The sequence below is a fragment of the Pseudomonas sp. LW8 genome (assembly GCF_041956865.1).
Taxonomy (GTDB): Bacteria; Pseudomonadota; Gammaproteobacteria; order Pseudomonadales; family Pseudomonadaceae; genus Aquipseudomonas; species Aquipseudomonas siliginis.
This window is the reverse complement of sequence record NZ_CP168138.1, coordinates 3,198,208-3,215,476: the sequence shown is the minus strand read 5'-3', so window position 1 is coordinate 3,215,476 and position 17,269 is coordinate 3,198,208. Positions and strand designations below refer to the sequence as shown.

The 17,269-nt window shown below is 59.1% G+C and carries 13 protein-coding genes and 1 pseudogene; 7 read left to right on the top strand and 7 right to left on the bottom strand.

Annotated features, from left to right (window positions below):
• Window position 1: 1 nt before the first annotated feature.
• The 6 genes from AB9L16_RS14510 (at window position 2) to AB9L16_RS14485 (ending at window position 4,304) form a co-directional block, all read left to right on the top strand.
• The gene (locus AB9L16_RS14510; RefSeq protein WP_375122294.1) at window positions 2-1,582 is read left to right on the top strand and encodes an aldehyde dehydrogenase (NADP(+)); all 1,581 of its coding nucleotides are present in this window, start codon (window positions 2-4) and stop codon (window positions 1,580-1,582) included.
• 180 nt (window positions 1,583-1,762) lie between these two features.
• Window positions 1,763-2,074, top strand: a complete 312-nt coding sequence (locus AB9L16_RS14505) for a DUF5629 family protein (RefSeq protein WP_252884354.1) — start codon at window positions 1,763-1,765, stop codon at window positions 2,072-2,074.
• Complete coding sequence (locus AB9L16_RS14500; protein WP_236169619.1) at window positions 2,061-3,236, top strand: lactonase family protein; 1,176 nt, start codon at window positions 2,061-2,063, stop codon at window positions 3,234-3,236. The genes AB9L16_RS14505 and AB9L16_RS14500 overlap by 14 nt, the downstream gene beginning before the upstream one ends.
• Window positions 3,237-3,392: 156 nt before the next feature.
• Window positions 3,393-3,572, top strand: coding sequence for a hypothetical protein (locus AB9L16_RS14495; RefSeq protein WP_016775003.1), 180 nt, complete (start codon window positions 3,393-3,395; stop codon window positions 3,570-3,572).
• 265 nt (window positions 3,573-3,837) lie between these two features.
• On the top strand, window positions 3,838-4,050 hold the full coding sequence (locus AB9L16_RS14490; RefSeq protein ID WP_039763920.1) for a hypothetical protein: 213 nt from the start codon (window positions 3,838-3,840) through the stop codon (window positions 4,048-4,050).
• Entirely contained in the window at window positions 4,047-4,304 is a 258-nt protein-coding gene (locus tag AB9L16_RS14485; RefSeq protein WP_016775000.1) for a hypothetical protein, read from the top strand. The genes AB9L16_RS14490 and AB9L16_RS14485 overlap by 4 nt, the downstream gene beginning before the upstream one ends.
• Window positions 4,305-4,423: 119 nt before the next feature.
• Here the strand turns inward: AB9L16_RS14485 and AB9L16_RS14480 are convergent, their stop codons facing one another.
• From AB9L16_RS14480 to AB9L16_RS14450, 7 genes and pseudogenes are all read right to left on the bottom strand, one after another.
• Window positions 4,424-5,020 (bottom strand): glutathione S-transferase, encoded by a 597-nt coding sequence (locus AB9L16_RS14480; RefSeq protein ID WP_252886338.1) that lies wholly within the window; start codon window positions 5,018-5,020, stop codon window positions 4,424-4,426.
• Window positions 5,017-8,658 (bottom strand): AAA family ATPase, encoded by a 3,642-nt coding sequence (locus AB9L16_RS14475; protein WP_375122293.1) that lies wholly within the window; start codon window positions 8,656-8,658, stop codon window positions 5,017-5,019. The genes AB9L16_RS14480 and AB9L16_RS14475 overlap by 4 nt, the downstream gene beginning before the upstream one ends.
• On the bottom strand, window positions 8,655-9,899 hold the full coding sequence (locus AB9L16_RS14470; protein ID WP_056789434.1) for an exonuclease SbcCD subunit D C-terminal domain-containing protein: 1,245 nt from the start codon (window positions 9,897-9,899) through the stop codon (window positions 8,655-8,657). The genes AB9L16_RS14475 and AB9L16_RS14470 overlap by 4 nt, the downstream gene beginning before the upstream one ends.
• Before the next feature lie 77 nt (window positions 9,900-9,976).
• On the bottom strand, window positions 9,977-11,137 hold the full coding sequence (locus tag AB9L16_RS14465) for a hypothetical protein (protein WP_315434762.1): 1,161 nt from the start codon (window positions 11,135-11,137) through the stop codon (window positions 9,977-9,979).
• Window positions 11,138-11,338: 201 nt separating this feature from the next.
• Complete coding sequence (locus AB9L16_RS14460) at window positions 11,339-12,454, bottom strand: SoxR reducing system RseC family protein (protein WP_252886334.1); 1,116 nt, start codon at window positions 12,452-12,454, stop codon at window positions 11,339-11,341.
• On the bottom strand, window positions 12,444-15,434 hold the full coding sequence (locus AB9L16_RS14455) for a hypothetical protein (protein WP_375123786.1): 2,991 nt from the start codon (window positions 15,432-15,434) through the stop codon (window positions 12,444-12,446). The genes AB9L16_RS14460 and AB9L16_RS14455 overlap by 11 nt, the downstream gene beginning before the upstream one ends.
• Before the next feature lie 183 nt (window positions 15,435-15,617).
• Window positions 15,618-16,025 (bottom strand): annotated as a pseudogene (locus AB9L16_RS14450) (toxin VasX); the annotation flags it as partial.
• Window positions 16,026-16,749: 724 nt separating this feature from the next.
• Between AB9L16_RS14450 and AB9L16_RS14445 the strand changes: the two are divergent.
• Entirely contained in the window at window positions 16,750-17,226 is a 477-nt protein-coding gene (locus AB9L16_RS14445) for a hypothetical protein (protein WP_252886332.1), read from the top strand.
• Window positions 17,227-17,269 lie beyond the last annotated feature (43 nt).

Here is a 17,269-nt window from a genome sequence, read left to right as displayed (position 1 = left end):
CATGACTCAGATTCTCGGTCACAACTACATCGGCGGTCAGCGCAGCGCCGCCGGCAGCGTCAAACTGCACTCGGTCGACGCCAGCACTGGCGATGCCCTGCCGCATGATTTCATCCAGGCCACGGCCGAAGAGGTCGATGCCGCCGCCAAGGCTGCCGCTGCGGCTTACCCGACCTATCGCAGCCTCAGCGCCGAACGTCGCGCGCAGTTCCTCGATGCGGTCGCGGATGAACTGGATGCGCTTGGCGACGATTTCGTCGCCGTGGTCTGCCGCGAAACCGCGCTGCCCGCCGGACGCATTCAGGGCGAGCGCGGTCGCACCAGCGGGCAGATGCGTCTGTTCGCCAAAGTCCTGCGTCGCGGTGATTTCTACGGCGCGCGCATCGATCTGGCACTGCCGGATCGTCAGCCGCTGCCACGTCCGGATCTGCGCCAGTACCGCATCGGCCTCGGCCCGGTTGCGGTGTTTGGTGCCAGCAACTTCCCGCTGGCATTCTCCACTGCCGGTGGCGATACCGCAGCAGCACTGGCAGCCGGTTGCCCGGTGGTATTCAAGGCCCACAGCGGCCACATGGCCACCGCTGAACTGGTCGCCGACGCGATCATTCGTGCCGCAGAAAAAACCGGTATGCCCGCTGGCGTGTTCAACATGATTTACGGTGGCGGCGTCGGCGAATGGCTGGTCAAGCATCCGGCAATTCAGGCAGTAGGTTTCACTGGCTCGCTGAAGGGCGGTCGCGCTTTGTGCGACATGGCCGCTGCACGTCCGCAACCGATCCCGGTGTTCGCCGAGATGTCGAGCATCAACCCGGTGATCGTCTTGCCGCAGGCCCTGGCCACGCGTTCGGAAACCGTCGCGCGCGACCTCACCGCTTCGGTGGTGCAGGGTTGCGGTCAGTTCTGCACCAATCCAGGTCTGGTGATCGGTATTCGCTCACCGCAGTTCAGCGCGTTTGTAGAGCAAGTCGCCGCTGCAATCGGCGATCAACCGGCGCAAACCATGCTCAACGCCGGCACCCTCGGCAGCTATAGCAAAGGCCTGGAAAAGCTCCTGGCGCACAGCGGCATCGAGCATCTGGCCGGCAATCCGCAGCAGGGCAACCAAGCGCAGCCGCAGTTGTTCAAGGCCGATGTCAGCCTGTTGATCAACGGTGACGAAGTGCTACAGGAAGAAGTGTTCGGTCCGACCACAGTAATCGTCGAAGTGGCCGATCAGGCACAACTGAGCGCAGCGCTGCACGGCCTGCACGGTCAACTGACCGCGACGATCATTGGTGAGCCGTCTGACTTCGAGCAATTCGCCGAACTGACGCCGCTGCTGGAACAGAAAGTCGGGCGCATCCTGCTCAATGGTTATCCAACCGGTGTCGAAGTGTGCGATTCGATGGTGCATGGCGGCCCGTACCCGGCGACGTCCGATGCGCGCGGCACGTCAGTGGGCACGCTGGCGATCGATCGCTTCCTGCGCCCGGTGTGCTTCCAGAACTACCCGGACAGCTTGCTGCCCGAACCACTGAAAAACGCCAACCCGCTGAGGATTCAGCGTTTGGTGGATGGCAAGCCATCGCGTGAGGCGATCTAACGCCAAGCCGATGTCCCCTGTGGGAGCGAGCCTGCTCGCGAACGCGGAATATCAGCCAGTTATTTGTTAGCTGGCACACCGTCTTCGCGAGCAGGCTCGCTCCCACAGAGGTTCCAGCAGGGGCCTCTGGATCACATTGGGCTATCATTGGCCCTTTCCCCCCTAGAAAGACTGTTTGCCATGACTGCCCAAACCCTTCTCAACGCCCTCGAACACTGCGGTATGGTCGAAATCGATGGCCTGCACGCCTTCGAATTCGCCCTCGACGAGGACGATAACCTGCACATCGAATGCATTGATGGCCGTGCAGCCAAGCACTGGGAATTCACCCCGGCGCAGGTCGCGCAAGCGACGTTCGATGAGACGCTGCAGAGCTGGCTGATCGTCGGTTACGCCAGCGACACCAAGACCACGGGCGAGCATCGTCTGGTGTGCCTCGCCGACGTAGTCAGCAGCAGCGACGATGAGGATGACAATAATGAAGATGCGTAATTTCTGGCCTTTGCTGATGGCCGGCAGCGTCGGCGCGATGGGGCTTTCCAGCGCCAGCGCCGACACCTTGCAGTTGCTGGTCGGCTCGTACACCGCCGGTTCCAGCCAGGGCATCTACCGCATGCAGTTCGACAGCGCCACCGGCCAGATCGACGCCAAGCCGCTGCAAGTGGTCAAGACCGAAAACCCGTCCTGGCTGACCCTCTCGAAAGACCAGAAACGCCTGTTCGTGGTCAACGAAAACGGCCCGGGCCAGACCGATCCGGTCGGCCGCGTCAGCAGCTTCGCCATTGACCCGAAGACCCATGCGCTGAGCCTGATCAATCAAGTGCAGAGCCTGGGCAACGAGCCGACCCATTCCAGCCTCAGCGCTGATGCCAGACACCTGTTCGTCAGCAACTACTCAGTGATGGAAGATCCGGGCGGCACCCTGGCGGTATTGCCGGTCGATGCCGACGGCCAGCTGAAACCGGTGGTGCAGATGAGCGGCCACCCGGCCAGTCGGGTCAACCCTGAGCGTCAGGCTTCCAATCATGTGCACTCGACGGTGTCGTCGCCGGACGGGCGCTATGTGTTCTCCAATGATTTGGGAGCGGACAAGGTTTTCATCTATCAGTACGACCCGAAGGCCAATCCACACCTGCCGCTGACCCCGGCAAAAACCGCCTCGGTAGCCTTGCCGGCCGGCAGTGGCCCGCGTCATCTGCTGTTCAGCGCTGATGGCAAACACGCTTGGCTGACCATGGAGATGAGCGCGCAGGTTGCGGTGTTCGACTACAACGACGGCGTGCTGACCCAGACGCAACTGGTCGATCTTGCAGCGGGCCAGCCAACCTCGGACAAAGCCGGCGCGGCGCTGCATGCTTCGGCTGACGGCAAGTTTCTCTACGTGAGCAATCGCGGCACGGCCAATCAACTCGTAGTGTTCGGCATTGATCCTGCGACCGGTCAGCTCAAAGAGCTGCAAAAGCGCTCGGTCGAGGGTGATCACCCGCGCGAGTTTGCTCTCGATCCGAGCGGTAAATTCGTCTTGATCGCCAACCAGAAGAGCAACCAGATTGTCGTCGTCGAACGCGATACCAAGACCGGTCTGCTCGGCAAAACCGTGCAAAAACTGCCGATGGACGCGCCAAGCGATCTGAAGTTTGTAGTGCGACAATAAGCCACAGGCCCCGTTCTGCGGGGCCTGCATCGTTGTATTAATTGCACTGATATCGGCTAATGCTACAAAAGATTTCAAGCGAGCAACCCTCGAGCGTTACGTTTGTTTCACAGCCCGACCGGGCAAACCAAGCAAACGAACACGAGGGTTACCGCCATGAATTTCAATCTCTTCTCCGTCATCGCCGCTTCCGCCATTTCTGCCACCGTGGTATTGCCAGCCGGTGCCAACGTCGAAATCGCCAGCAAAAAATCCCACACCCAGAGCTACACCCAGAAATACCTGCAACAAAGCGCCAACTTCTACGCCGCGCTGGATCACAAAACCCAAGCCTGAGCGCACCGTTCTCCTGTAGGAGCTGCCGAAGGCTGCGATCTTGATCGTTCCCATGCTCTGCGTGGGAATGATCAAACAAGAGATCGCAGCCTTCGGCAGCTCCTACGCGCGTACGCGTTCTCCACTCATAGGTTTTCTCTCGCCGGCAAATAGAGCCGCTAAATAATCAACGAAGCTGATATTCACCATTGCAAACCCTGAGTGGTTGCTTCGGCTTTTTTGATTGATTCTGTGGCCATCGAAACCTTTGCCCACGGAGAACACCATGGCCAGCGCAATCCTCACTTCCGCCAAACGCGGCGCCTACCTGGCCATCGGTCTGTACCTGGCCGTGGTGCTATTTGTCAGCATCGGCGCGCAAATGGAACACAGCTTCGACGCCCCGATCGACGTCGCCCACCCCGGCATCCAGTTCGAACTGCGCTCGCAAAGCGCGATGGTCGACAGGGCCGAACTCGCAGGAGTCGGCGGCGCATGAAAGGCTACAGACTCTGGGTCATCGCCAGCCTCGCGCTGATGACCAACGGCGCCTCACTCTTGGGGTTTGGCCAAGGCTCGGTGGGCGGTTTGGCCCGGGCCATAGAGGCCAACCACAACATCGCGCACAACATTGAACGAGCCAACACGCTGGGCCTGATGGCCGGCAATCCACCGGTCAAGGTTGCGGTGGATTTTCTCGGGCCGTTTGAAGTGGATTGCATGGCGCTGGGCATGTGCCAAGCACTGGCCTAATGATCGTTCCCACGCTCTGCGTGGGAATGCCTCAAGGGACGCTCCGCATTCCAATGGGACGCGGAGCGTCCCCGGCTGCGTTCCCACGCGGAGCGTGGGAACGATCAAGAGAGAGAGAGTTACTTCTTCATGATCGAGGTGAACAGTTCGGATTCGAGCAAGCGCTGCAACCAGGCCTGCAAGCGAACATAAGGCGTCTGCGCGAACCACTCTCGATCAACGTGAGCGAACTGCCGGACGAAGGGCAGCAGGGCGATGTCGGCGAGGCTCGGATGATCGGCCAGCAAGTAGTCACGTCCTTCAAGCAGCTCATCCAGTTTCTGCAGAAATAACGCACCTTCAGCTCGATAAGCTTCCATCGGCTGCTCAGGGTAACGCTCGGCGTACTTGTAGCGATTCAAAGCCGATTTGAAAATCTGATCATTGCCTTCAATCAGTTTCTCCATCCACAGCGCCGCGAACGAATCACCGGCCAGCAACCAATCATCCGGATCATTCTGCGCCAACGCCCAGCGCATGATCTGCAGACTCTCATCGATCACCACGCCATCGGCATTCAGCACCGGCACCGTGCCCTTGGGCGAGAGCGCCAGCATCTGCGCCGGTTTGTCCTTGAGACTGACTTCGACAATCTCCACCGGCACGCCCGCATAACGCAGCGCCATTCGCGCACGCATCGCGTAAGGGCAGCGGCGGAAGGAATACAGCGTGTTCATTTCACCTCCAGCGTGCTCAAACCATTGCCCTGGCGCCGCACCTGAATCTGCACAGGAATCCGTTCGTGCATTTCCTGCACGTGGGAAATCACCGCCACCTTGCGTCCCTGCGCCTGCAAGCCATCGAGCGCGTCCATGGCCAGTTGCAAGGATTCCGGATCAAGGCTGCCAAAGCCTTCATCGATAAACAGCGATTCGATTTTCAGCGTGCTCGACGCCATCGAAGCCAGACCCAGCGCCAACGCCAGTGATACGAGGAACGTCTCGCCGCCGGAAAGCGAATGCACCGAGCGCAGTTCGTCGCCCATTTCCGTGTCCATCACCAGCAGGCCGAGCATGCTGCCGCCACGTTTGAGGCGATAGCGTTTGACCAGTTGGCGCAGCTGCGCGTTGGCGTGATGCACCAGCAGGTCGAGGTTGTACGCCTGGGCGATCTTGCGGAAGGTGTCACCGGTGGCCGAGCCGATCAAGGCACTGAGTCGCGCCCAGCGTTGATACTCGGCGTAGGCGTCAGCGATCTGCAGGGCCAACGTCTGATTGGCGTTCTGTCGGCGCTGGTCTTCCGCCTGTTCGGCGCGCAGTTCGGCGCACTGCTGTTCGCTGACGGCGAACTGGTTTTGCAGCTCGGCGAGGGCGCTGTCCAGCTGTTCGGCGTCAAGATTGCCGTCCTGCCGGGCCTGGTGATCGAGCAGGCGCTGATCGCGCTCTTGCAACAAGACCTGGGCCTGTTCGATGGCTTTTTCGTTGTGCTGAAGGGTCTGACGCAGGTCGGCGACTTGCGCGTCGTCGAAGCGCAGCAAGTCTTCCAGGCCGCTGTCATCCAGTTCCGGGTGGCTGGCGCGCCAATCGGCGATCTTGCCGGCGAGTGCCTGTTCTTCAGCCTCCAATGCTTGCAGGCGATCCTGCTGAGACTTGAGTTCGGCTGCGATCTGCACCAGCTGCGTGCGCACGCTTTGCAGCTCCTCAGCGGTGCTGGTTTCGGCGACGCGCGCCTGTTCCACCGCGTGTTCCAGCTGCTGCTGCCAATGCTCGGCGCTGCTGTGCTCGCCAAGTAACTGCGCGAGCTTTTCCTGACAGCTTTGCTGCTGCTCGGTCAGCGCGGTGAATTGTTGCTCGGCGCTGTGCAGTTGCTGAGTGCGCAGCTGTTGGCGATCCTGTTCTTTCTCCAACGTCTGCTGGCGTTGCTGCTGTTCGCTCAGCTCTTCCTTTTGCTGCTCAAGCTGGGCCAGACGCTCGGCGATCTGCCGATCCAACTGCATGAATGTTGCCGCCGGCTCCAGGCGCAGTGCTTCGAGGGTGTCAGCCGGCAGCAGCGGACCGAACGCGCTGAGTTCTTCTTCAAGACGCTGACGGTCGCTGTTGAGTTCATGCTGCTGATGGCTCAGCTGTTGCGTCGCTTGCTGATGCGCCACTTCGGCCTGACGCAATTGTTGCGACAAGCGCGCCGCGTCCTGTTGCAAGGTGAGCAGGGCACTTTGCCGTTGTTCGTCTTGAGTGATGCTCTGGTTCAACTGCTCGGTCTGGCGGCTGAGCCAGGCGTCGCGTTTGTCGGCGTCCTGATTGAACAGTTGCGCGGCCAGCGGATGCGCGTCGAGGCTCGGCGCCAGGGCTTGTTGTTGCGCCGCCAGTTGTTCCTGTTGCTGGAGCAATTCTTTCTGTTGCGCGATCACGCCACCGACTTCGCCGCGCAGCTCAATCAGTTTTTCCTTGAGCTGATCGACCACTTGCTGGGCGTTGGCCTGTTCGCTTTCATCGTGACGGCCAAGGCTTTGCAACAGAGCTTCGGGCTGATGATAGGGATGCTCGTTGCTGCCGCAGACCGGGCAGGGCTGATCGTCCTGCAACTGCGCGCGCAACTCTTCGACACTGGCACTGCGCGCCAGCCGCTGACGCTCGAGCAGTTCGCGAGTGACATTGAGGGTCTGCTCGGCGACGGTCAGTTCGGCCTTGGTTTTCACACCGTCCTGGGTCAGACGTTCACGTTGCTGCTGCGCGTCGAGCTGACGTTGTTGCAACTCGGCGCTGCGCTTGTCGAGATCCTGCTGAGACGCCCACAGGCGCGACAGGTCTTCGATTGCGCGCAGCTGTTTGCGGTTGTCCTGCAGCAAGGTGCCAAGCAGGCCGATCTGTTCGGCGACTGCGTCCGGCTCTGCGCCAGCCTCTTTGAACAGCACTTCCAGTTGCTGCTTGTGCGAGGCTAGTTGCTCAGCACTGCGCGCGGCGTTCTGTTCGAGGGACGACAGTTCGGTCTGGCCCTTGATCATGCGGTTGCCGATCAGCATCAGCTGTTGCAGACGGTCGCGATAGGCGCTCCAGGCATCGCTCAACGGCGCCAGATGCGCACTCTGCTCAAGCTCGGTGGCGATGCGTTGCAAACGCTCGGCGACCTCAGCCTGTTTTTCCTGCAAGGTCTGAATCGCGCTCTGGCCATCCTTGAACGCTTGCTCGGCGGTTTGTCGGGCTTCGGCGCTGCTGGCAGTGTCCTTGATCAGACGGGCGAGGGTGCTTTGCTCTTCGAATGCCTGACGCAGCAACGGCGCGTTTTCGCTCTGGCGTTGTTGTGCTTCGCTGAGGGCGACTTTTGCTGTATCGAGGTTTTGCGCCAGTTGCGTCTGGCGTTCGCCCAACGCGGCGTGTTGTTGGGTGTGCGCGGCAATCTGCGTCGTCAGTGGCATCAGCAGCGCATCAAGCTCGGCCTTGCGCGCGAACTGGTGGCGTTGCGGGCCAAGCTGTTCCAGACGCGTCAGCTTCACCCGCTCGCCGGCCAGTGCCTGCCATTGCTGTTGCGCGGTTTGCAGTTGTTCGCTAGCGGCTTTTTGCGCGTCCTGCAACTGACGCAAATCCTTCAGCCAACCGTGTTGTTGCTCAAGCTGTTTGAGCTGCGCCTGTTGCGCCTTCATCTGTTGCTGCGCGGTGTTGAAACGCTCGTCGAGTTCGGCGCGCGCTTCCGGCGCCAAAGGCGTTACCCCGGTAGCCTGATCCTGCAACAGCTTGTGCGCTTCGCGGGCTTCTTTGGTCTTGTCGAAAGCGCGGCGGCCGAGGCGGGTGTAGAGCGCGGTGTCTGTGAGTTTTTCCAGCAGTTCACTGCGGTCGTTGTCGTCAGCCTTGAGGAACGCGCTGAACTCACTCTGCGCCAGCAGCACAGCGCGAGTGAACTGTTCAAAGTTCAGGCCCAGCGCGGCTTCCAGCTGGGTTTTGTATTCGCCTTTCTGGCTGGCGAGCAGTTGATCCTGATCGATGTCGCGCAGGCTCTGCCGACTGGCCTGGAGTTTGCCACCAGCCTTCTCGCGAGCACGATTGGCTTCCCAGCGCGCGCGATAGCGGCGGCCATCGACGCCGACAAAATCCACTTCGGCATAGCCTTCACCCGTGCCACGCCGCAGCAAGGTGCGCGGGTCACCAGTGGCGATTTCACCGTCAGCGTCGGGGACTTTGGCATCGCGACCGGTGTTGTTCAGGCGCGGTACGGCGCCGAACAGCGCCAGACACAACGCATCAAGCAACGTGCTCTTGCCAGCGCCTGTGGGGCCGGTGATCGCAAAAAGACCAGCGCTGGCCAGCGGTTCGGCGGTGAAATCGATCTCGAACGGACCGGCCAGCGAGGCGAGGTTCTTCAAACGAATGGCGAGAATCTTCATGGCTGCTCGCCCTCCAGTTGCACGTCCTGCAGCAGTTCGGCGAAGTCCTTGAGCGTCTGCTCGTCGACCTCGCTGCCGTAATTGTCGAGCCAGGCGCGGCTGAACAATTCCTGCGGGGTGAGCTGGTCGAGTTCGATCAACGTGCTGCCGTCATCGCTGCCATCGGCGCCACGATTGCCGGCGTATTCAGCGGCGATGCGCACCAGTCGCACGGCTTTGCCTTGCAGTGCGGTTTCCACTTGATGGCGCAGATCCGGCTGCGGCTCATCCAGGCGCACGCGCACTTCGAGCCAGGGCTGGCGCTGGGTTTCGGCGAGCAGATCGATGTTCGGCAGGTCGGCCAGTTGCAGCAGAATCTCGGCCAGCGGCGCCGGGCCGATGCGCTGCAGATTGACCGAGCGCGGGATCAGTTTCGGCTCGACGCTGACCAGAGTTTCACCGTCCAGGACCACATCGAGAATCTGATGCTGATAACCGATTTCGGAGAACGACAGCGGAATCGGCGAGCCGCTGTAGCGGATGCGTTCCTCGCCGTTGACCTTCTGCGGCTTGTGCAAATGGCCGAGGGCGACGTAACTGATGCTTTCGCCGAACAGGCTGGCGGGCAGCGCTTCGGCATTGCCGATGATCAGGCTGCGCTCGGAATCCTCCGATACCGAGCCCCCGGCCATGTGCGCGTGGCTGATAGCGATCAACGCCTGCCCGGGCTGACGCTTGGCATTCGCCGCCGCGATCAGCCATTCATGCACCTGACCGATGCCGCGCAGATAGTTGTCACCCAGATGCGCGCCAGTGACTTCCGCCGGGCGCAAAAACGGCAGCGCCAGACACCACGCGGCGATTTCTCCCTGCGCATTCGGCAACGGCAGCAACAAACGTTCGGCGTCGAGCTGCCCGTCATCCAGCCACAGCACCCGACCCAATGCGTGAGTGCGCAAACGCCGCATCAACGGCGCCGGCAGCTCGATCCGCGAGCCGGAATCATGGTTGCCGGCGATCATCACGATGGTCAGCAACGGCTGCTGTTCGTGAGCGCTGACGATGAAGTCGTAAAGGCGTTCCTGAGCTTTGACCGGCGGATTGACCGTATCGAAGATATCGCCGGCAATCAGCAGCACATCCGGCTGCGCCAAGTGCAACTGGCGCAGCAGCCATTCGAGAAAACACGCGTGCTCGAAATCGCGCTCCTGGCCGTGCAGGTTTTGCCCAAGGTGCCAGTCGGAGGTGTGGAACAGACGCAAGGTGGACTCCGCATTTTGATCAAGAGGGTGGCCGCGAAGAAGAACGGGCGGCGAAAGGAGGGGAGTTTACTGGCAAATCACGCCCCTTGCCTTGTCGCGTGTCTGCTTGCACCGGCAGCGGCGAATATTTCGGTAATCGGCCGATGCGGGTGGCGTCTGTGCATCTGCCGCACCAGCTCGCTCATCCGCAACAACTCTTCGCTCGGCTTGGCCCATTGCTCTTTCGGCAATGGCTCGGACCATTCGCGCATGACTTCCGGCACCGCCTGCTTGCCGATTCTTTCCAGCCGACGAATTTCCCATTCGAGCAGACGGTTGGGAATCGTCCATAGGGTCATGACGTGATACAGGTACCAGAAGAACCCCGACAACCGCGAGCGGCGGCCTTCATGGATCTCCTGATGCATCCGCGCGCGGGCATTGTGGAATGTATGCAGGCCTTCGTGGGGTGGGTCGTCCGGGCCTTGCAGATCCTGCAAATCCTGAATCGATTTGAGGTCGTTGACCTCGTACTCCATGTAACCGCGAATCGCTTCCCAATGGCTGATCGCGAGCTCCAGGCCGGCGCATTGGAATTCCTGGCTTATGAGGGTTTCACCTTGGTAGAAACCGATGCCCATACCGTATTGGCGATGGATCCCGAACTGGGTGGCGCCCTTGGCTTCGATGATCCACGCGCTGAGCGACTCCCACGGGACAAAAACCGGCTCGGTGGCGCCTTCGGGCATGAAGCAGACTTCGCGGCGTTGGCGGTTGAAGCGGGTTGGGATGAGGGAGAGGCGTTTTTTGTGGACGTGGTGCCAGACGCCCAGGCCGATACCCAAGGCCATAAAACCCGTTAATAACGCCAATTTGTAAAGGGCAAGAAAAACACCCTCAATAATTTCCTGAATAAACTCCCAGTTATCTCCAAACATGAGCCCAATAAAGCCTCCCACCAGTGGATATAGAAACGCGATCATGAATGTGCCACTGAACGGTCCTCCTAAAGTCATCTGCCACATAAATACCTGCGGGTTTCCCAACCCGAAGTCCATGTAAACACTGTTTAGTACCCCTATATGAGGCCCGTAGGGTGGCGTTTGTGTTGGTAATGGCAAGGGCGCGAGATAGGTAATTTTTCCACTCGGAAACGGCTCTACATCGCCCGCTTTTCTGATCACCTCACATTGCGCATCAACAAGAGGCTCATTGTGATTATTCAGCATGGTCAGCCCTTTCGAGGTATTGATTTTCAACCAGCAGAACCATCGGGTTTTCCTTGAACGAGCCGGGAGCAACAACTGCGAAATGGCCGTCACCCCGAGGGTCTCTCGCCTCGGCCAACATCAACCGAAACATCCGCATCCAACGCGGTCCTCTGTGGGAGCGAGCCTGCTCGCGAAGGCGCGCAAACAGGCAAAAAACCTCCCTCCCTCTGGTCACAAAACTGCTCTGCATCAGTCCACAGCCCGCCTGCAAACCTCAGCGAAAATCTGCGTAATCGGCCGATGCGGCTGGCGCTTGTGCATCTGCCGCACTTGTTCGCTTAGTCGCAACAGCTCTTCACTGGGCTTGGCCCATTGCTCTTTAGGCAGCGGCTCGGACCAGGCGCGCATGACTTCCGGCAGCGCCTGCTTGCCGATTCTTTCGAGTCGGCGCACTTCCCATTCGACCAAACGGTTGGGAACCGTCCATAAAGTCATGACGTGATACAGGTACCAAAAAAATCCCGACAACCGCGAGCGGCGGCCTTCACGGATCTGCTGATGCATCCGCGCCCGGGCGTTACGAAAAGTGTGCAGGCCTTCGTGGGGCGGGTCGTCCGGGCCTTGCAGGTCTTGCAGGTCCTGAATCGATTTGAGGTCGTTGACTTCGTACTCCATGTAACCGCGAATCGCCTCCCAATGGCTGATCGCGAGCTCCAGGCCGGCGCATTGGAATTCCTGGCTTATGAGGGTTTCACCTTGGTAGAAACCGATGCCCATGCCGTATTGGCGATGGATGCCGAACTGGGTGGCACCCTTGGCTTCGATGATCCAGGCGGACAGCGATTCCCATGGGACGAAGACAGGTTCGGTGGCGCCTTCGCGCATGAAGCAGACTTCGCGGCGTTGACGGTTGAAGCGGGTTGGGATGAGGGTGGCGCGGGTTTTGTGGACGTGGTGCCAGACGCCTAGGCCAATAAACAAGGCAATTAAACCCGTTGAGAAAGCCAATTTGTAAATGGCAAAAAAAATACCCTCAATGACTTCTTTAATGAACTCCCAGCTATCACCTAACAGAAGTCCTATAAACCCTCCCATCAGTGGATATAGGAACGCGATCATTAATGTGCCGCTGAATGGTCCGCCTAAAATGACTTGCCAAGAAAAAACCTCCAGTGTCCCTAAACCGAAATCCATATAAACGTCATTCAGTTCACCAATATGCCGACCGTAAGCTGGCATTGATGTTGGTAATGGCAAGGGCGCGAGATAGGTAATTTTTCCGCTCGGAAACGCCTCAATGTCACCGGCCTTTCTAGGCTGTTGAAGCGGGCGAATTGTTAATGGATCATCGTGATTATTCAGCATGGTCAGCTCTTTCTAACAGGTGAGCCTCAACCAGCAAAACTGGAGGTTTTTCTTTGACCTGTTGAGGAGTAACAACCCCAAAATGACCCTCACCACGCGGATCTAGGTGAATGACGCGAGTTCGAGATGCCCATTCACCTTTTTCATTCAATGTCTGAACGCACACAGCCAATTCCAGCGTTTCTTTCGCGGGAACAAATTCCGACCCGAGGCCCGCTGGATACTGGAGACAAAGTATCAGTCCTTCTGGGCTGGACTTCACGATGCGCAGGCTGCTTAAAATCTCGTCACTAATGACATCTCGCTGCTCTCGTGGTGCTCCTCGACTGTGCAGCGGAATTGAAATGCGGTGCGCGCCGATACCTAAACGGGAGGTTGGGTTGCCGCCAAACGGAGGCAGCAGATCATTCAGCGTTAGGGTCGGCAATGCTAAGTGAATATCGCTGGGTTTGGCTTTGAATAACAGATCCTTCAGCCAAGAGTCGTACAGATTTGGGCCAAGCTGCGCGTAAGGTGCGTGAATTAAAAAAGCCAGATAACTTTGATAGTCATCAAGTGAGTGGTCGCCACGCATCTCGCTATCCCTACTCCACGGTGTGATTTTCAACCATTTATCGTGAGCACTGATGTTGTAGCGGCTGTACAGCCAGCTGCCGCCCAGCTCTAGAACGGTAAAAAGTGCTCCAGCGAGATTGAAGCGGAAAAAGACGGTGGATAAACGTGTGCCAGCAGCGGCCCAAGCAGCTCTTCGAGCGGCATTACTTGACGCCTTCAATACCTTGAATGTGGAGTGGACAGTGTTGGTCAAACCATAGCTAGTAGTTGATGTCATGCCACCAGCTCCCATCGTCGCCAATGCAGCTGCGCTTTGCGCCGAATGATTTCCACTGCGAACCGCCTGTTCCCAGTTTTTGCGCTGCGTGACAAAACTGTTCGTAGAAGAAGCCAACCCTGACAAATATGTAAAAAAACCCAATCCCACATGCAATTTCCCCATCTGCACGTGCACGGTCTGCAAGGCATGGAGCTGAACGCTTGCCACTAGAGAAGCGCAGCGAACTTTTAACGCCGTATCAGCAAGACTTTGTGCGGCACTAAATCCCGCCGCTCCCGTTGCAGCGACTGAATTCATCAACGAGGTCCACACTCTTTCATTTACAGCCTGCCTGCGCAGCTCCCGATAAACCCCCACCAAATTCACCACCTGCACCATCACCACCAACAACCCCATCCCCTCCGTCCGCACCAGACTCGCCTTCGAAACCCCCGCCACTCCCGCGCGAATGTTCTCCAGCAACCCTCGCAATTCCCCGTGCTGCGCCGGCGGAAACACCACCGTCACGCCCGCTTTCGCCGGGGTGGCGCCATACAGCCGTGCCGAGCGATCCGGCAGTTCGTCAATCGGGCTTAGCGCTGCCGCAAGGCGGCCTTCGAACAAGGCCAGTTGCGTGCGCACGCGGACGATTTCTTCCTGCAATTCCATCGCCCGGGCGGTTTTGTGGCCTTGGCGGTTTTTATTGTGGGTGAGCTGGTTGCGTTCGCGGTTGAGGGTTTTCAGGTAGTCGCGTTCGCGCAGCACTTCCTTGATCGTGGCTTGCAGCGCCGCTTGTTCCGCCGGGGTGGATACGGTGAAGGTCACGCCGCTGGTTCGCGCGGCGTCGAAGACGCGCAGGCGCAGGGCTTTGGGCAGGCGCTGGAACAGTTCGTCGAGGTCGGGGATTTTCTCGCCGGCGAGATCAAAGCCTTCCAGCGCCCGGCTCAGGCCGAGGTTCAGCGCCGGGCTGTAGGTGTCCTGCACCGCATCGGCGAGGACGCGGCTGTGTGCCGGCAGATCGTCGAGGGCCGGCAACTGCGGATGCTCGATGCTCTGCAATTTGGCCAGCCAGTCCGGCAGGTTGTTGAACATCGCCATGCCGGCGTTGAACAGCGTTGAATATTGCCCGGCCTGTTCGGTCTGCAAGCGCAGCGGCAAGGTGTAGAACAGCGGGCGGGTCAGTTGCGGGTGTTGCTCGAGGTAACCGAGCATTTGCTCATTGGCCGCGTCGCTGCGGCCGATGTCCTTGAGGCAGGCGTATTCGCTGGCGAGCGCCTGATCGATCTGCACTTGCCCGTCGAAATACCACGCCGAGCGATGGAAACGCCCGGCGCACAGCAATTGCGCGCGGTCGGCGGTGATGCGTTCGAGCAGGCGATTCCAGCGTCCGAGGTTGTCGCGATGATTGTTCAGCACCTCGTCCATGGCCGGGCGGTCGATCAGGTCGTTGATGCCGCGTTTGCCGCTGAGCAACGGGCCGTCGAGCACGTCTCTCATGCGTCGGTTCTGATCCTTGCCGAGGTCGACCAGTGTGTTCAGATGACGCTCGACGAAATCGGCCGGGGCCACTTCAGCAAAATATTCGCGGGTGTAAAAGCGCCGATCTGCCTCGGCGGTGACGCGAGCGTGCGCGGTGAAATCCGGGGCAATGCCGTCGAAGCGGTTCAGCGCCAATGACTCGTCCAGTGCCTTTTCGCGAAGCTGTTGCAACTCAGGCGTGGCTTCGACTGCAACTGGCTCGACCTCACCACCTTTGTTCAGATAGTCGAGCAGCGCCTGCCGGGTATTTTCCCGATTAGGCTCGGGCAATTGCTCCAGTTCAGCGAACAATGCCTGGGCGCGCGGATCGTCGCTGGCCTTGGCCAAAGTGTCGAAGTCCTGAGATCCGAGCTGGCTCAGCGACTCGATGTAACTGGCCAGCAGGTAGTCGCGCTCGTTGTTGTCGGTGTTGCTCCACTGCTCGATCCAGCCGACCACCAGGTCCTGATAATCAGCCAGATCACGCATCACCCCGAGGTCGTCGTTGACCAGCAGAAACAGCGTGTCGTCCTGATAAGGTCCGCGCACCCGCCCGAGAAATTCGCCGATATGCGCCTCGCGAAAACGTCGCGGGTTTTCCCACAGATAGGGTTCACGCTCGTGCTCCGGCGCGTCGCTGACCTGCACCGCCGGCATCCGCGTGGCGTCGGCCTCGGCCAGCGGTTTCGCTGTGCAGGCCACTTCCGCCAGCCACTGTTTCGCCTGAGCCACGGTGAGCAAATGCTCGCCGCCGATCAGACAATGCACCGGGCCGAGATCGACCGCCTGCATGAAGTGCTCGCGTTCCTCCGCACTGTCCAGCACCTGTCGGCACTTCGCCGCGCTCAACTGCACGTCGGCGAAGGTCACGTAAAGGGTGCTTTTGCGCGAAAAGATCAACGCCGGACGTTCTTCGATGGCGCTGCGCTGATCCTCACTGACGCTTTTGCCGCGATGCAGCAATGCGCTGATGACACCTTCCAGCACGCGGTATTCGTAGAGCTCACCGCTGAGACTGTCGGCGATGTACAGCCAGCCGTCGCGCAGGCGGCGGATGCCCATGGGGCGCGTGGTCAGAGTGTACGGCAGCGTGATTTCGGTGCTGGGGTCGAAGGGTTTTTCCACCAGGCCGTACGCGAGGGGCAACAGTTGCACGTGGGTGTTGCGCAAGGGGCAGGCGGCTGGCGCACCAATGGGCGCTTTCGAGGCGGCAGCTGCCGCGAGGTTGGCGGGGTGCATCATTGAGCACATTTTCCTGTGTCTGTTTGTGACGGAGAAATGTGCGTGTATCTGAAAAACGACAGCAGTCAGATCTTTCTGTGTTTTGCGTAGGAATCGAACACTCGGGATGAAACCTACGAGGGATCGACTGAAATCTTACAGAGGTTACTTCGGATGAATCGTGAGTAGCTCGAAATGCGTACCCGCGGTCGCCAACCGACGCAGGGCAAACAGAGCCTTTAACAGGCGCATTGCCCGAGGATACGGGCTGTACCGCTCATCGAAACCGATTGTTCAACCCATCCATTGATTGACGCCAAAATAGTGGCCACTTAATATCATGCCGGATGATGCGCCATTGTAGAGACGCCAGCGACTCTTTGCGCTCATCCGCGCCGCTGTCCGGCCGAGCATGGCACCTGATCAGATCGATTATTGCCCGTTACAGGATCTTCTACATGGACGTTCGTCGTACGTATTCCTCGCGCACCAGTCTCCTGCCCCTGTGGGCGAACTCATCAGTTCATTGGCATGCCCAAGCGCGGACAAACGTTCCTGCTGGCAAACATCATGGTCTTGCAGCCACTATGAGCGCAGGCCGATGGCCTCGTCGTTGCCAATCCCAGTATCTCGCTGGATCGTGCGGGTAATGGAGCAGAACCAGAGACAAACCAAGTTCTGATAAACAGAGATCTGTCCCCCAGGTCCCCTACGGCGGAAAATCGTGTCTGGAGCCCATGCAATGCATCTGATCAACTCTTTACCCTTCGTCATCGACACTGAACCCTATGACGCGTGGAAGCAGCAATGGGCAAATCAGGAAGGCCTGGATATTCATTCGTATATCAACGACCAATGCCACCCGGAACAGATATTGATGTTTTCCACGTTGCTGTTCCCGACGTTCATCGTGTCTGAGGGAGGCGTCTTCCTCGAGCGAAATTTTTCACACGAAGCGTTCGCGCGCTGCGTGAACCTGGCCGCTGGCGACATGGCGGAGGTTGAGCGGCTTATGAATTGTGTGAAGATTTATGATTTTTTTGGCCAATACGGAAATGGTGTATCGCCCAGAATATTTCTTCAGCTGTGCGAGATGATCGGGTTTGCCTGGCGAATGGTGCTGAAGGAGAAATTCCCGGACACATTATTCACTGTCGAGGTGTCGAACTCGGATGAGGATTACGGCCCGGTGGTTACGTTTTATCAGGTGAAACAATGATTGATCCCATTCCCAACGCTCGCTGATAAAAGATTTTTTGTCT

Excerpts from the sequence above, each read along its gene's own strand:
- AB9L16_RS14505 (WP_252884354.1), top strand. The coding sequence starts at position 1,763 with ATGACTGCCCAAACCCTTCTCAACGCCCTCGAACACTGCGGTATGGTC.
- AB9L16_RS14495 (WP_016775003.1), top strand. The coding sequence starts at position 3,393 with ATGAATTTCAATCTCTTCTCCGTCATCGCCGCTTCCGCCATTTCTGCC.
- AB9L16_RS14445 (WP_252886332.1), top strand. The coding sequence starts at position 16,750 with ATGCATCTGATCAACTCTTTACCCTTCGTCATCGACACTGAACCCTAT.
- AB9L16_RS14480 (WP_252886338.1), bottom strand. The coding sequence starts at position 5,020 with ATGAACACGCTGTATTCCTTCCGCCGCTGCCCTTACGCGATGCGTGCG.
- AB9L16_RS14460 (WP_252886334.1), bottom strand. The coding sequence starts at position 12,454 with ATGCTGAATAATCACGATGATCCATTAACAATTCGCCCGCTTCAACAG.
- AB9L16_RS14490 (WP_039763920.1), top strand. The coding sequence starts at position 3,838 with ATGGCCAGCGCAATCCTCACTTCCGCCAAACGCGGCGCCTACCTGGCC.
- AB9L16_RS14485 (WP_016775000.1), top strand. The coding sequence starts at position 4,047 with ATGAAAGGCTACAGACTCTGGGTCATCGCCAGCCTCGCGCTGATGACC.
- AB9L16_RS14500 (WP_236169619.1), top strand. The coding sequence starts at position 2,061 with ATGAAGATGCGTAATTTCTGGCCTTTGCTGATGGCCGGCAGCGTCGGC.
- AB9L16_RS14475 (WP_375122293.1), bottom strand. The coding sequence starts at position 8,658 with ATGAAGATTCTCGCCATTCGTTTGAAGAACCTCGCCTCGCTGGCCGGT.
- AB9L16_RS14510 (WP_375122294.1), top strand. The coding sequence starts at position 2 with ATGACTCAGATTCTCGGTCACAACTACATCGGCGGTCAGCGCAGCGCC.